Annotated in this window: 13 protein-coding genes and 1 pseudogene; 3 read left to right on the top strand and 11 right to left on the bottom strand. The window is 64.1% G+C overall.

Annotated elements, in window-relative coordinates:
• Window positions 1-53: 53 nt before the first annotated feature.
• Window positions 54-578, bottom strand: a complete 525-nt coding sequence (locus INF37_RS06365) for a GNAT family N-acetyltransferase (protein ID WP_193537164.1) — start codon at window positions 576-578, stop codon at window positions 54-56.
• Window positions 579-700: 122 nt separating this feature from the next.
• Here INF37_RS06365 and INF37_RS06360 point away from each other — a divergent pair, with 122 nt between their 5' ends.
• Together INF37_RS06360 and INF37_RS06355 are read left to right on the top strand one after the other, a co-directional pair.
• On the top strand, window positions 701-2,887 hold the full coding sequence (locus INF37_RS06360; RefSeq protein WP_193537163.1) for a DNA topoisomerase III: 2,187 nt from the start codon (window positions 701-703) through the stop codon (window positions 2,885-2,887).
• A gap of 35 nt (window positions 2,888-2,922) precedes the next feature.
• Window positions 2,923-4,248 carry an MATE family efflux transporter gene (locus INF37_RS06355; RefSeq protein WP_193537162.1) on the top strand — a complete coding sequence of 442 codons (1,326 nt, stop codon included), beginning with the start codon at window positions 2,923-2,925 and terminating at the stop codon, window positions 4,246-4,248.
• A 68-nt stretch (window positions 4,249-4,316) separates the two neighbouring features.
• Here INF37_RS06355 and INF37_RS06350 read toward each other — a convergent pair.
• The 7 genes and pseudogenes from INF37_RS06350 to mltG form a co-directional block, all read right to left on the bottom strand.
• A pseudogene (locus INF37_RS06350) lies at window positions 4,317-4,751 on the bottom strand (cytidine deaminase); the annotation flags it as partial.
• A 22-nt stretch (window positions 4,752-4,773) separates the two neighbouring features.
• On the bottom strand, window positions 4,774-5,112 hold the full coding sequence (locus INF37_RS06345) for a histidine triad nucleotide-binding protein (protein ID WP_101691145.1): 339 nt from the start codon (window positions 5,110-5,112) through the stop codon (window positions 4,774-4,776).
• A 162-nt stretch (window positions 5,113-5,274) separates the two neighbouring features.
• Window positions 5,275-7,935, bottom strand: coding sequence for an alanine--tRNA ligase (gene alaS / locus INF37_RS06340; protein WP_101691146.1), 2,661 nt, complete (start codon window positions 7,933-7,935; stop codon window positions 5,275-5,277).
• 321 nt (window positions 7,936-8,256) lie between these two features.
• Complete coding sequence (locus tag INF37_RS06335; RefSeq protein WP_193537157.1) at window positions 8,257-8,685, bottom strand: hypothetical protein; 429 nt, start codon at window positions 8,683-8,685, stop codon at window positions 8,257-8,259.
• A gap of 98 nt (window positions 8,686-8,783) precedes the next feature.
• Window positions 8,784-9,899, bottom strand: a complete 1,116-nt coding sequence (locus tag INF37_RS06330; protein ID WP_328821043.1) for an acyltransferase — start codon at window positions 9,897-9,899, stop codon at window positions 8,784-8,786.
• Window positions 9,896-11,104 carry a peptidase U32 family protein gene (locus INF37_RS06325; RefSeq protein WP_193537155.1) on the bottom strand — a complete coding sequence of 403 codons (1,209 nt, stop codon included), beginning with the start codon at window positions 11,102-11,104 and terminating at the stop codon, window positions 9,896-9,898. The genes INF37_RS06330 and INF37_RS06325 overlap by 4 nt, the downstream gene beginning before the upstream one ends.
• Before the next feature lie 349 nt (window positions 11,105-11,453).
• Entirely contained in the window at window positions 11,454-12,698 is a 1,245-nt protein-coding gene (gene mltG, locus INF37_RS06320) for an endolytic transglycosylase MltG (protein WP_101691148.1), read from the bottom strand.
• Between the two features lie 188 nt (window positions 12,699-12,886).
• Here mltG and INF37_RS06315 point away from each other — a divergent pair, with 188 nt between their 5' ends.
• Window positions 12,887-13,078: a hypothetical protein gene (locus INF37_RS06315; protein WP_193537153.1), complete on the top strand. Its 192-nt coding sequence runs from the start codon at window positions 12,887-12,889 to the stop codon at window positions 13,076-13,078.
• Between the two features lie 53 nt (window positions 13,079-13,131).
• Here INF37_RS06315 and INF37_RS06310 read toward each other — a convergent pair whose 3' ends face one another.
• The 3 genes from INF37_RS06310 to INF37_RS06300 are packed head-to-tail and all read right to left on the bottom strand — an operon-like array spanning window position 13,132 to window position 14,945.
• Entirely contained in the window at window positions 13,132-13,704 is a 573-nt protein-coding gene (locus INF37_RS06310) for a 5-formyltetrahydrofolate cyclo-ligase (protein ID WP_193537151.1), read from the bottom strand.
• A complete protein-coding gene (locus tag INF37_RS06305) occupies window positions 13,697-14,242 on the bottom strand; it encodes a DJ-1 family glyoxalase III (protein ID WP_186963317.1) in 546 nt (181 codons plus the stop codon). The genes INF37_RS06310 and INF37_RS06305 overlap by 8 nt, the downstream gene beginning before the upstream one ends.
• A gap of 22 nt (window positions 14,243-14,264) precedes the next feature.
• Window positions 14,265-14,945: a dTMP kinase gene (locus INF37_RS06300; protein ID WP_193537149.1), complete on the bottom strand. Its 681-nt coding sequence runs from the start codon at window positions 14,943-14,945 to the stop codon at window positions 14,265-14,267.
• Window positions 14,946-14,947 lie beyond the last annotated feature (2 nt).

Below are 14,947 nucleotides of genomic sequence, written 5' to 3'. Positions count from 1 at the left end.
ATCCGAAATGGTGAAAAAGGCTTCCCGCAAGGCAGATGCGGGAAGCCTTTTTGTTATCCCAGGGCCTTCTCGAAGCAGACCTGCATCTGGGTGGTGCCGCAGGCAAACTGGAAGGAGACACGGCCCGCCTCCTGGTAGCCCAGCTTCTCATAGAACTTCCGGGCGGGCAGGTTGCCCTCGTAGGTATCCAGGCGGACGGCCTTGCAGCCCATACCGGCGGCCAGGCCCTCGGCAAAGGCCATCAGATTCCGGCCCAGGCCATGGCGGGTGATGACGGGATGGACCGCCAGAGTGTGGACCACCAGCACCTCGCCCCGCTTGGCGGGAACGGTCCACGCCGCATTGGCGTATTCCGCGGGCTGGACCTGGTCGAACACGGCGCAGGAGGCCACGTCGCCCCCCTGAATGTCCACATAGAGGGTACCGGCCTTCCCGGCCTCCCGGGCGTCCTCCCGGAGGGGATAGACCCCACGCCGCCAGCTGGTATCGCACTGTCCGGTCTGTTCTTCCCGGCGGAAGATGGCGTCGTAGAGCTCTTCGATGCCGTCCAAATCGCTGGGGATGGCTTTACGTATCATAGGTGACACCCCTTTTTCTGGATGAGTTGCCTTTTTTCTTCCTCTCCAGTATAATGAAAGGACGCAAAAAAGTCAAATGAGAAACCGATGACCGGGGCACAGGCCCCAAAAGGAGCGATTTCATGTCCAAAACACTGGTGTTGGCGGAAAAACCCTCGGTGGGCCGGGAACTGGCCCGGGTGCTGGGCTGTACGAAGAGCGGAGAGGGCTGTCTGGAGGGTGCGGAGTACATCGTCACCTGGGCCCTGGGCCATCTGGTGGAGCTCTCCGCCCCGGAGGAGTACGACAAGGCGTGGCAGAAGTGGGACCTCCTCACTCTGCCCATGCTGCCCGAACCGATGAAGACGGCGGTCATCCCCCAGAGCGCCCGGCAGTTCCGGGCGGTGCGGGCCCTGCTCCACCGGGGGGATGTGAAGGAACTGGTCATCGCCACCGACGCGGGCCGGGAGGGGGAGCTGGTGGCCCGCTGGATCCTGGAGAAGGCCGGGTGGAAGGGTCCCACGAAGCGGATGTGGATCTCCTCCCAGACCGACCGGGCCATCCGGGAGGGCTTTGCCCATCTGCGACCGGCCGCGGAGTATGACAATCTCTTCTACTCCGCCCGGGCCCGGAGCGAGGCCGACTGGCTGGTGGGCCTCAATGTGACCCGGGCCCTCACCTGCAAGTATAACGCCCAGCTCTCCGCCGGGCGAGTGCAGACCCCCACCCTGGCCCTCATCGTGGACCGGGAGGAGGCCATCCGCTCCTTCCGGCCCCGGGAGTTTGACACCCTCCAGATCCGGCTGGAGGGCTTCACCGCCACCTGGCGGGACGGGCAGGGACAGGCCCGTATCTTCGACCGGGAGAAAGCCCGGGCCCTGGCCGGGCGTCTGGCGGGGAAGGAGGCGGTCATCCGCTCCCTCCAGCGCAAGCGCCGGGAGGTGCCGCCCCCCGCCGCCTACGACCTCACGGAGCTCCAGCGGGACGCCAACCGGAAGTACGCCTACTCGGCGAAAGAGACCCTGTCCATGATGCAGTCCCTCTATGAGAACCACAAGGTGCTCACCTATCCCCGTACCGACTCCCGCTACATCTCCCAGGATGTGGTGCCCACGCTGCCCGAGCGCATCACCTCGGTGGCGGTAGACGAGTACCGGGACCTGGCCCTCTCCATCCGGCGGCAGCGGCCCCTCCAGACGAAATATCTGGTGAACGACGCCAAGGTCTCCGACCACCACGCCATCATCCCCACCGAGGAGCAGGTGGAGCTCTGGCGGATGTCGGGGGGCGAGCGCAACATCTACGATTTGGTGGTGCGGCGCTTCCTGGCGGTTTTGCTCCCACCCTGTGTGTATGAGGAGGTCCGCCTCACCCTGGAGGTGGACGGCGAGACCTTTACCGCCCGGGGAAAGGTGATGGTGGAGCCGGGCTGGCGCGCCGCCTATGACCGCTCCTTCTCGGACCTGGACCAGGAGGAGGACGAGGACGAGCGGGAGCAGGCCCTTCCGGTTCTGCGGGAGGGGGAGCGCTTCCCGGTGGGCGAGATGCGCCTGCGCCCCGGACAGACGGCGCCCCCGGCCCGGTACACCGAGGCCACCCTCCTCACCGCCATGGAGCACCCGGGAAGCCAGGTGGAGGACCGGGAGGAGAGCCGTATCCTGGAGGAGACGGGCGGTCTGGGCACCCCGGCCACCCGGGCGGACATCATCGAGAAGCTCTTCTCCTCCTTCTACGTGGAGCGGCGGGGGAAGGAGATCGTCCCCACCTCCAAGGGCGTCCAGGTGGTGAAGCTGGCTCCCGCCGACCTGCGCTCGGCAGCCCTGACGGCCCGGTGGGAGAGCCGCCTGGGGGCCATCGCCCAGGGCAAGGAGCGGGAGGCCCACTTTGTGGAGGAGATGCGGCAGTACGCCAGCCACCTGGTGAGCGAGGTCAAGGCCAGCGACGCCTCCTACACCCACGACAACCAGACCCGGACCCCCTGCCCCGACTGCGGGAAGTACCTGCTGCGGGTCAAGACCAAGCGGGGGGAGATGCTGGTGTGCCCCGACCGGGAGTGCGGCTACCGCCGGAGTGTGAAGCAGACCACCAATGCCCGCTGTCCCAACTGCCACAAGCGGATGGAGCTGCGGGGCGAGGGGGAGAAGCAGATGTTCGCCTGTGTGTGCGGCTACCGGGAAAAGCTCTCCGACTTCAAAAAGCGCCGGGAAAAGGCGGGGGGCGGTAAGCGGGATGTGCGCCGCTACCTGGAGCAGCAGGCCCGGCAGGAGGAAACGGGGAACTCCGCCCTGGCCGCCCAGCTGGCCAAGTGGATGGAACAGAATCGATCGTAACGAGAGAAGAAGCGAAATGACAGGAGGTGTTCTGCGTGCAGCAACGACTGGCACAGGAGTTTTCCTTTCCTGAGCTGCTGCGCTTTGCCTTTCCGTCCATCGTGATGATGGTCTTTGTATCCCTGTATACCATCGTGGACGGATTGTTCGTATCCAATTTTGTGGGACCGGAGGCCGTGGCCGCCCTGAACCTGGTCTACCCGGTCCAGGGCGTGGCATTGGCCATCGGCATCATGTTTGCCACCGGCGGCAGCGCGCTGGTGGCCATCCGGATGGGCCAGGGGCGCAATGAGGAGGCCCGCAGTGCCTTCACCCTGATTTTAGTGACCTCGGTCACCCTGTCACTGGCGGTGACGGTGCTGACGCTGACCAATCTGGAGTCCCTCTGCCGCTGGCTGGGCGCGGAGGGGGAGACGCTGGTTTACAGCGAGGTCTATCTGGGCACTCTGATCTGCTTTATCCCGGTGGGCGCCATCCAGCTCTTCTTTCAGAGCTTTTTTGTGACGGCGGGGCGCCCCAAGCTGGGGTTGGTCATGAACATCGGGGCGGGCGTCTTCAACATCGTGTTTGACTACCTGCTGGTGGTGCCCGGCGGGATGGGAGTGCAGGGAGCCGCCCTGGCCACCGGCGGAGGCTACTGCATCCCGGCCATCGGCGGACTCATTTTCTTCTGGCGCAACCGGAACGGCCTGTGCTTCCGGCGGCCCAAATGGGACGGCCGTCTCCTGCTCCAAACCTGCGCCAACGGCTCCTCGGAGATGGTGACCAACCTCTCCAGCTCGGTGACCACCTTGCTGCTGAACTTCTACACCTTGCGCTTTGCCGGGACCGACGGGGTGGCGGCCATCACGGCGGTCTTTTACTGCCAGTTCCTGATGACCTCCATGTTCATGGGCTTTTCCATGGGCGTGAGTCCGGTGATCTCCTACCACTACGGGGCGGAGAACCGGGATTATCTGCGGCGCACGGTGCGGCGGTGCGGCAGCTTTGTGCTCCTCTCCTCGGCAGCAGTGTGGGTCATCTCTCTTCTGGGGGTCACCGGGATCGTCAGCGCCTTTTTCCGGCCGGGTACGGCGGTTTTTGCCATGGCGGTGCGGGGCTTCCGCATCTTTGTGACAGGATTTTTGGGCGCGGGGATCAATATTTTTGCCTCGGCCCTCTTTACCGCCATCGGAGACGGCAAGACCTCTGCTCTCATCTCCTTTTCCAGGACCCTCTTTTTTGAGGTGCTGGCCATCGTAGTGCTGGGATATTTCTTTCAGATGGACGGCGTTTGGATAGCCGTCCCGGCGGCCGAGTTCATCACCGTGGGCGTGGTGGGCCTGTGCACCATAAGACTCCGGCGGGAGAACCTGCTCTGATCGAAACATAGAAAAAGAATGGCCCCTCAGCAGAAGCAAGTTGCTCTGCTGAGGGGCCGTTTTGTGTCTTATTGCAGGTGTTCCGGGCCGAAGGACATGGGGAGAAGCTCTTCCAGCGTGGTCTCGATGACCTCCTCCTCACTGCGGGCGATATAGACCTTCATCCCGGGCAGGGCAAATTCCCGCAGGAATTGCCGGCAGATGCCGCAGGGATAGGCATAGCCCCGCTCCTCCGGAGGGGCGTCCTCGGGGAAACCGGCCACGGCGATGGCGGAAAAGCGCTGCTCGCCCTCATAGACCGCCCGGAGCGCAGCGGTGCGCTCGGCGCAGATGGTGCCGCCGTAGGAGGCGTTTTCCACGTTGCAGCCCTGATAGACCTTCCCGGAGGAAGTCAGAAGAGCAGCCCCCACACGGAAGTGGGAGTAAGGGACATAGCTGTGTGCCCTGGCCTCCAGGGCCAGGCGTACCAGTTCCTGCTTGTTCATAGAGCGCTCCTTTCGTCGATGGCGTGCAAACTCCTGCCGATTAGCCGGGAGGCCAGGTCATATCCCGTCCCGCCAGCACATGGAAGTGCAGGTGGTGGACGGACTGGCCGGCCTGCTCGCCGCAGTTGGAGACCACACGGAAGTCGGTGATCCCCAGGTCATGGGTCACCTTGGAGATGACCTCGAAGATATGGGCCACCACCGGGGCGTTCTCCCCGTTGATCTCCCCACAGGAGCCGATGTGGGCCTTGGGAATGACCAGGAAGTGGGTGGGAGCCTGGGGGTCGATGTCGTAGAAGGCATAGACCTGTTCGTCTTCATAGACCTTGTTGGACGGGATCTCGCCCGCCGCGATCTTGCAGAACAGACAATCGCTCATAGAATAACCCTCCTTTGAACAGAAGATGGATGGGGGAAAGGACGCTTACCGTCCCAGCTTGCTGGTATTAAGGTTTTGCACCGGTTGGTGCAAAACGCTTGGAACGCCGCAGGGGCGGCGGGGCTGGATGACGCCCCTGCGGCAGAGTAGGAAGCGTGTGTCTTACAGTCCCAGCTTACCGGCGACGAAGTCGTCCACCGCAGCCAGGGCGTCATCCAGCTTGAGCACGTTGGAGCCGCCGCCCATGGCGGAGTCGGGCTTGCCGCCGCCCTTGCCGCCGCAGATGGCGGTGACGTGCTTGATGATGTCGCCGGCCTTGACGCCCTTCTGGACGGCCTCCTTGCCGCAGACGGCCAGGAAGGTGATCTTTTCGCCGTTGACGGAGGAGAGCACGGCCACCACGTTGGGCTGCTTGTCCCGGAGGAGGTCGCCCATCTGGCGCAGCTTGTTGGCGTCGGCGTCGGGCAGGGTGGCGGTGAGGACCTTCAGCTCGCCCACACTGTGGCCGCCCAGCAGGAAGCGCTCGGTCTCACCGGCGGCCTCCTTGGCCTTGTACTTCTCCACCAGGTGGCGCATCTGGCGCAGCTCCTCCATGGTCTGCTCCGCCTTTTCCCGCAGCTCGCCGGGCTTGGTCTTGAGGATGGCAGCGGCCTCAAAGAGCCGCTCCTGGTTGCGGTTCATGACCTCCAGGGACTTCAGGCCCGTGGTGGCCTCGATACGCCGCACGCCGGAGGCCACGGAGAACTCGCTGTTGATGTGGAACACGCCCACCTTGGCGGTGTTGTCCAGGTGGGTGCCGCCGCAGAACTCCACGGAGTAGCCGCCCATGTCCACCACGCGCACGGTGTCGCCGTACTTCTCACCGAAGAGGGCCTTGGCGCCGGTCTTTTTGGCCTCGTCCAGGCTCATCTCGTTGGTGACCACGGGATAGCCGTGGAGGACCGACTGGTTGACCAGCTCGGAGACCTTGCCCAGCTCCTCGGGGGTCATGGCGGAGAAGTGGGTGAAGTCAAAGCGGAGGAAGTCGGGCTCCACCAGAGAGCCGGCCTGGTTGACGTGGTCGCCCAGGACGATCTCCAGCGCCCGCTGGAGCAGGTGGGTGGCCGAGTGGGCACGGGCCAGGGCCTGACGGCGCTCCACATCGATGGAGGCGGTCACGGTGTCTCCCACCTTCAGGGCGCCGGCCTTGACCACGCCGGTGTGCATATACTTGCCGCCCTTGTTCTTCTGGACATCGTGGACCTCGAAGAGGGCGGAATCGGTCTTGATGACGCCGTGGTCGGCGATCTGGCCGCCCATCTCCGCGTAGAAGGGGGTCTGATCCAGCACCACGATGGCCTCGGCGCCGGTGCCCACCTCGTCCCGCAGCTCTTCCTCGGCCACCAGAGCCAGGATCTGGCCCTGGGCCTCGGTCTGGGTATAGCCCACAAACTGGGTGGCGGGCATGTCCTTGCCGAACTCGATGCCGGCCCAGCCCAGGTCGCCCAGCGCCTCACGGGCCTTGCGGGCGCGGACACGCTGCTCCTCCATGAGGGCCTTGAAGCCGGCCTGGTCCACGGTCATGCCGGCCTCTTCCACCATCTCGATGGTCAGGTCGATGGGGAAGCCGTAGGTATCGTACAGCTTGAAGGCGTCGGCGCCGGAGAAGACGCTCTCCCCCTTCTCCTTGTGACCGGCGAGCATATCGTCAAAGATGCGCATGCCGCCGTCGATGGTCTTGGCGAAGTTCTCCTCCTCCACCCGGATGATCTTGGTGATATAGGCCTGACGCTCCCGCAGTTCGGGGTAGTGGCCCTCGTTCTCCTGGATGACGGTGTCGCAGACCGTGTAGAGGAAGGGATCGTTCACGCCCAGGAGCTTGCCGTGGCGGGCAGCCCGGCGGAGCAGGCGGCGCAGCACGTAGCCCCGGCCCTCGTTGGAGGGGAGCACACCGTCGCAGATCATGAAGGTGGCGGAGCGGATGTGGTCGGTGATGACCCGGAGGGACACGTCCTTCTCCCGGCTCTGGCCATAGCTGGCGCCGGTGATCTCGGTGACCTTGTTGGTGATGTTCATGACGGTGTCCACGTCGAAGAGGGAGTCCACGTCCTGGCACACCACGGCCAGGCGCTCCAGACCCATGCCGGTGTCGATGTTCTTCTGCTTGAGCTCGGTGTAGTGGTTCTCGCCGTCGTTGTCGAACTGGGAGAACACCACGTTCCAGACCTCCATATAGCGGTCGCAGTCACAGCCCACCGTGCAGCCGGGCTTGCCGCAGCCGTACTTCTCGCCGCGGTCGTAGTAGATCTCAGAGCAGGGGCCGCAGGGGCCGGAGCCGTGCTCCCAGAAGTTGTCCTCCTTGCCGAACTTGAAGATGCGCTCGGCGGGGATGCCGATCTCCTCATTCCAGATGCGGAAGGCCTCGTCGTCGGCGGGGGTGGTCTCATTTCCGGCAAAGACGGAGGGATAGAGACGGTTGGGGTCCAGGCCCACCCACTCGGGGGAGGTCAGGAACTCCCAGGCCCAGTGGATGGCCTCCTTCTTGAAGTAATCGCCGAAGGAGAAGTTGCCCAGCATCTCGAAGTAGGTGCCGTGGCGGGCGGTGTGGCCGATGTTCTCGATGTCGCCGGTGCGGATGCACTTCTGGCAGGTGGTCACACGGTGACGGGGGGGCTCCTGCTCGCCGGTGAAGAAGGGCTTCATGGGCGCCATGCCGGAGTTGATGAGGAGAAGGCTGGCGTCATTCTGGGGGATGAGGGAAAAGCTGGGGAGACGGAGATGGCCCTTGGTCTCAAAGAACTTGAGGAACATCTCGCGGAGTTCGTTGACTCCATACTGCTTCATGGGAAGGACCTCCAAAGAAAAGATATGGGTGGGATGAAAAAACCGCCCCTGGCGCTGGCCAGGGGCGGAAAAGTTCCACGGTACCACCCTGATGATCCCCCGATCGGGGACCTCTCATTCGCCCGGTAACGGGGGCGGGACGTTCCGCTCGTCGCGGACGGCTCAGGAGTGGCGTGCGAAAACCGGTCCGCCGAGGGCTTGCACTCTCCCCTCTCGCTTCCAGACGCCGGAATTCCGCTTGGCTCCGTCAAAGCCTTACAACTTGATTACGGAGTAATTTTATCACACTTTTCCACAATGTCAACCATCAAAGCGACCGATTTACGCCTGAAGTGCGGTCCAGCTCTGGATCAGGCGGAAGAGATCGTCGTCAAAGCAGGTGCGGTAGACCGTCCGGCCGCAGACCAGCTCGCCCCGGTCAGAGAGAATCATGCTGTAAGAGGTGTTCTCCGTGGCGAGGACCAGATGGTACGCGCGCTCATCATAGGCGCGGAAGCCGCCGTCCCAGAGAGAGACCCAGCGGACCCAGGTCTGGGGAAGTTCTTCCTCCAGAGCCTGAATCTGCTCGGGAGAACAGGCCAGCTCCCCGATCTCGGCGGAGCCGGACAGGAGGAGGACCTTACAGAAGGTGATCTCCTGTCCTCCGTCCGGCAGCACATCGGACAGCCGCCTGGGACGCAGAAGGAGAACCAGTGCCAGGACCGCCAGGAGGATCAGAACGAGGATGAGAGGACGCCGGGATTTTTTCATACGATTCCCTCCCCTAAAAATGGTTCCGCACAGGAGCTCCGCCACGGTTTGAATGGATCGATTTTGTCTTTTAATTATATCTGATTTTTTGTAAGGGGTCAATTATTCCGATTTTGGGCGGGGCGAAAGAGCGCCAGCAGGCTGCTCTCCCGGCGGGCGGCGGAGAAGCGCTGCCCGGTGAGGAGGTAGCAGACCACCGGAATGGAGGCGGCGATACTCACTCCCAACACGCACCCGGCCAGAACGGCCAGATAGAGGAGCACCTGGTCGGGGATGGTATCCACCGTGTCGTGGAGGAGGACATACCAGAGATGCTGCATCAGGTTGATGGCCTTGGGATGGGCCAGGTAGACCCCGAAGGAGATGCCGGAAAAATAGGTCAGCACCCGTCCGCTCTCCCGCTGGGAGAGGTAGGAGCGGGCCAGCAGGAAGAGAACCACCGAGAGCAGGGCGGCAAAGAGATTGAGATAGCTCTTGAAGGTCTCGTCATAGACGCCGGAAGAATCGGTGCGCCAGGCGGTCCCGGCGGCGATGAGGATATAGAGGACCCCTGCCGCGGCCCAGAGCGCCCGGCGGGAGGGGAGATGCTCCATGCGCTCCAGCGCGGCCCCCAGGAGAAAATAGCCCAGATAGCCGCCCAGAAAGATCAGGTTGAAGCTCCCGTGCTCGGTCAGGGCAGTACGCCAGAACCCCTCGGGGAGGAAGGCCCGCAGGGTGTGCAGACCCAGCACCAGCACGAACCAGAGCCCCAGCAGATACCGCCACAGAACCGGGGTGAGCCCGTCGGCCATCTTTTTCAGAAGGGGAGCCAGCAGGTACATGGGCACCAGCGCGTAGAGGAACCAGTAGGGGACCACCACCGGATTGTGCAGGAGATTGCCCAGCAGGGAGGCGGCTCCCGCCGGGTCGCCCCGGGCGGTGAGCAGGATGATGAGCCCTGACCAGGCCAGCAGGGGGAGGAGGATCTTGGGCAGGCGCTTTTTCAGCACCACGCCGGGATCGGCGGTCTCGGGCCGGGACAGGAGCAGGGCCCCCGAGAGCATGAAGAAGAGGGGAACGGCAGTGGTGGCCAGGGCGGTGATGAGGTTGGAGAAGTGCCACACCGCCGCGTTTTCCGGATGGCGCAGGGCCCCCGCCGCCGTGTGGAGATAGACCACGCCGAACATGGAGAGCACCCGCATCAGATCATAGTCAAAGCGGCGCTTGACGGTCACGGTTCACTCACCTGCCTTCTCAGAAGAGAGAGCGCGGGAGCGGGGTGGGGGAGCTGGAGGGTGAACTTCATCTGCGGGGTGCGGGGCTCCTCCAGGGGGAAGCCGTCGGCGTCCGCCATGACCGGGACCTGGAAGGAGACCGGCTCCAGACCGGGGCCAATGAGCTCCAGGGTGTCCCCGGTGCGGAACTTGTTGCGCAGAGAGCACACTGCCCGGCCGTCGGGGGCGCAGGACTCCACCACGGCGCAGACCTGGTAATCCCGGATGTAGCGGGCGTCCTCGGTGAACTGACCCGGCTGGCCGAACCAGAAGCCGGTGGAGTAGTGGCGGTGGCTCACCTTTTCCACTTCATCCCGCCACACGGGGGAGAGGGGCACACCGGCCTGGGCCGCGTCCACCGCGTGGCGGTAGGCGCTGGTGATGACGGCGGCGTAGTAGGCCGACTTGGCCCGGCCCTCGATCTTGAGGGAGTCCACCCCCGCCTCCATCAGCTCCGGGATGTGGTCGATCATGCACATGTCCCGGCTGTTCATGATAAAGGTCTCGCCGTTCTCCTCGTAGACGGGGAAGTACTCGCCGGGGCGCTTTTCCTCCATCAGGGCGTATTTATAGCGGCAGGGCTGGGCACAGGCGCCCCGCTGAGCGTCCCGGCCCGTCATGTAGTTGGAGAGCAGGCACCGGCCCGAGTAGCTCACGCACATGGCGCCGTGGACAAAGGCCTCGATCTCCAGCTCCCTGGGCGTCTTGGCGCGCAGCTCGGCCACCTCCTCCAGGGAGAGCTCCCGAGCCAGGATGACCCGGTCGGCCCCCAGATCGTGCCAGGCCCGGGCCACTTCGTAATTGGTGACCCCTGCCTGGGTGGAGACGTGGCGCTTGAGGCCGGGGGCGTGCTTTCCAGCCAGGGCGAACACGCCCAGATCGGCCATGATGACGGCGTCCACCCCGGCGTCCGCGATGAGCTCCAGCCAGGCGGGGAGCCGGCTTACCTCATCGTTGCGGGGCATGGTGTTGCAGGTCACATGGACCTTGACGCCCCGGGCGTGGCAGAAGGCCACCGCCTCCCGGAGCTGGTCGGGGGTAAAGTTGCCGGCGAAGGCCCGCATACCGAAGTCACTTCCGGCCAGATAGACCGCGTCGGCGCCGTAGGTCACGGCCATGCGCAGGCGCTCCATATCTCCGGCGGGGGAGAGCAGTTCGATTGACATAGTACCATCCTCTCTGTTTCTTGTGGTGCAGGAAGAACGGCGGACACGGCTGGCCGTGTCCGCCGTAGACTGTCGACAAAGGATACTGCTGCGATTTTAGCTGTAAATGCCTCGCAGAGTTCCGACGTCCGCAGACGGCGGAAGAAAGTTCAGATCCGTTTTTTCCGAGGACATGTGCCTTGGAAAAAACACGTCTCAGCCCACAAGCGTGCGCGCTTTGCGCGTGCGACGCAGGGGGCTGCATCCCCTCTCAAAAATGCCTGCATTTTTGAGAAACGTGTCGAAGCATTTCGACACACAGCGGCGGACACGGCTGGCCGTGTCCGCCGCTTGAGCGCAGTGGTGCGTGTTACTGGGAGGTCTGATAGCGCTCCTGGCTGGCGATAAAGCGCTGATGCTCCTTGTAGGTCTTGAAGAAGGAGTGGGTGCCGTCATCGCCCAGGGCGTAGTAGTAATAGTTGGTATCCGCGGGGTAGAGGGCAGCGCGCAGGGCATCAATGCCGGGACAGGAGATCGCCGTGGGAGGCAGGCCCTTGTGGGTAGAGGTGTTGTAGGGCGTGTCTGCGTTGGTGTCCACCACGGTCCCGCCGGTGGCGTAGAGGATCGTGGCGTCGATGTTGAGGTAACCGGCGGTCTCGCTGGTGGGATTTTCAAGACGGTTATAGATGACCGAGGCGATCTTGGTCTGGTCGGTACCGTCGGTCTCCTTCTCGATCATGGAGGCGATGGTGACGATCTCTCCCACCGTGTAGCCGCGGTCAGCGGCGTCCTGCCGCATCTCGTCGGTAAACATCTCGTCAAAGCGCAGGATCATCTTGTTCAGGATCTGCAGGGGGTCACCGCCCATATAGAAAGTATAGGTATCGGGGAAGAGATAGCCCTCCAGCCGGTGGTAATCGCCGGTGGGCAGATCCTTGAGGAAGGAGTATTTGAACTGGTGGTTGGCCGCCTCCTCCTGGAGCTTGGCCGCCGTGGAGACCCCTTCCTTCTCCAGCAGGGCGAAGATCTGGTCCAGAGTCATGCCCTCGGTGATGGTGACTGTGACCTCTTTCCGGCTGGAAGAGCCCTTGCCCATGTTGCTGATGAGGGCGTGATAGTCCATATCGGTATCCAGCTCATAGGTGCCGGCGGTGATCTTATTGTCCTTCTCCGCGCCGGTAAAAGAGGCAAAGAGCTTGAAGAGAAATTTGTACTCGATCAGGCCGTTGTCCTTCAGGGTGTCGGCCACCTGGTCCAGGGAGGTATTTTCCTCAATGGTGACGGTGGCGGCGTGCTCGGGCTTATTGAGGGCCAGCACATCGCAGGCAGCCACCCAGCCCAACGCCGCCAGCAGCGCCGAGATGCCGATGACGAAGATCACATAGAGCATGGCTCCATAGGGACCAAAGCGCCCCTTGCGCTTCCCTCTGGGGCGGTTGGGCCGGGAGGGGCCGGAATCCCGGGAGGGCGGTGTGGTGCGGGAGGATGCGGTGCTGCGGGAGCCGGAAGCAGACGAGGTCCGGCGGCGGGTCTCCCCCCCGCTCTGCAAGTGGGAGGGGGTATATCTGCGTCCCTGGACCCGCCGTCCCGGCGAGCGTTCATATTCCTGTGACATGGATTCAACTCCTAACTGTACCGCCGCGCCGGCGGGGCACGGCGGCCGGACCTCCGCCGGAGGGGCGGAGAAAACGGTGAAACGAGACCACGATCGGCATGCACCTGTGGCAGCCTTACCACATAGTATGGGTCAGTTCGGGCGAAGGCAAACCACCGACGCCCAGAAAAGGTGAGGTGTATCTACTTATGTGTGGAAACAACAATGGATTTGGCGGCGGAAACTGCATGTGGATCGTGATCGTGATTCTGGTACTGTGCTGCTGCTGCGGTGGCGGCAGCGGGATGGGATGGAGCGGCAACAGCGGCTGCTGCTGCGGCGGAAACCGGATGCATAACGGCTGCTGCGGCGAGAGCTGCTGCGGCGAGAGCTGCTGCTGAGCGGAGAGCAGCCTGAAACAAGCGGGGAATTTCCCCGCTTGTTTCTTTTTGCATCAAAGGGCGGCGGGACCGAAGGTCTCCTCCTCGGTGAGGACCAGGTCCACCGGCGCATCGTGTTCCTCCCGGGGGACTGCATCCAGCAGGAAGCAGGACCGGCACAGGGCCACGGTAACGGCCTTCGTCTGGGGGAGATAGCGGTCATAGTAGCCGCCCCCCTGGCCCAGCCGGTAGCCCCGGCGGTCAAAGGCCAGGCCCGGGACCAGGACCAGATCGATCTCCCCGGGGGAGACCACGGGGCGGTCGGGCCCCGGCTCCAGCATGCCGTAGCGGTGGCGCACCAGGGGGAGGGACGGGTCGTAGACCCGTGCGTCCATGATTCCGGGCGCGTCGGCACAGCGGGGGAGGAGGAGCCGCTTGCCCCGGGCAATCAGCTGGGGCAGCAGGCGGAGGGTATCCAGCTCGGCCCCCATACCGCAGTAGAGCAGCAGGGTGTCCGCCCGCTCCACGGCGGGAAGGGAGAGGAAGCGGGCAAAGAGGGCTTCATCGCTCTCATGCCGCTCCTCCGGCGTGAGGGCCTTCATCTGCGCGCGGATGGTCCGGCGCAGGGCGGCCTTTTGCTCATCCATGGTAGTGCACCGCCTGGGCTACGGCCTGGGCGGCGGGCGCGCCGGCCAGGACCTCGATCAGCTTGAGACCGAAGGGGAAGGCGGAACCAGCGGCCTGGGCGGTGACGATATGGCCGTCCACCACCACGCGGGCGCCCCGCTCCACCACGGAGGAGCCCATTTCATCCTCCATGCCGGGGTAGCAGACCGCCTTCCGGCGGTCCAGCAGGCCCATACCGGCCAGGATGGTGGGCGCAGCACAGATGGCGGAGAGCCAGATGCCCCGGTCATAGGCCCCCTGGATGAGGCCGAGGGCGGGGATGCTGTTCTGGATGACCTCCACACCGCCCAGTCCGCCGGGGAGAAGGAGCATCTTGGCCCGCTCCAGATCCACATCGGCCAGGGACAGGTCGGCGGCGACCTGGATGCCGTGGCCGCCGGTGACGGTCATGCCGTCCACGCCCACCAGGGCGGTCTCAATGCCGGCGCGGCGGAGCAGATCGGCGGGGACAAGTGCCTCGGCCTCTTCAAAGCCGGTGCCAAGCAGAATGTAAACCATAGGAAAACCTCCTCGTTTCGATTCAGGTTGGATCGGATACCATGGGGGAGAGGATCTCCCAGAGCTGATGGTGGAGCGACTCAATGGTGCGAAGGGAGCCGTCGGCCTGCGTACAGGGGATGACCTTCCACCCCAGCACCGGGGCGGCGGCCAGGGCCGTGCGGCGGCACAGGGCCAGATACTCCGGGTCCACCTCGTGGATGTCGCCGGAGGTGTGGGTGCTGGCCTCCCGGCTGCGCAGGAGGGTCAGGGCCTGCTGGGTGGGCATGTCCAGATAGAGCACCAGATCGGCCCGGGGGAGCCCCAGCTTGGTGTGCTCAAAGTCATCCAGCCAGCGGAAAAACTCCTCCCACTGGTGGGGAGGCAGCTTGCAGGCCTGGTGGACGGCGTTGGAGGTGCTGTACCGGTCGGAGAGGACCAGTCCGCCTCCCTCATAATAACTCCCCCACACCTTTTTCCAGGAGGCGTAGCGGTCCACCGCGAAAAAGGCGGAGGCGGCATAGGCGTTCACGTCGGAGGGGTGGGTGCCGAACTCCCCGCCCAGATACATCCGGATGAGGGCGGAGGAGGGCTCGCTGTACTGCGGAAAGACCAGACGCTGGAAGGGACGGCCCTCCTGCTCCATCCGCTGACACAGACGGGCAAACTGGGTGGACTTGCCCGAGCCGTCGGTCCCTTCGAATACAATTAGTTTACCAGACAATG

It is taken from the genome of Pseudoflavonifractor gallinarum (assembly GCF_014982855.1).
Taxonomy (GTDB): domain Bacteria; phylum Bacillota; class Clostridia; order Oscillospirales; family Oscillospiraceae; genus Pseudoflavonifractor_A; species Pseudoflavonifractor_A gallinarum.
The sequence above is the reverse complement of the archived record's forward strand: the minus strand, read 5'-3'. Positions and strand labels throughout refer to the sequence as shown.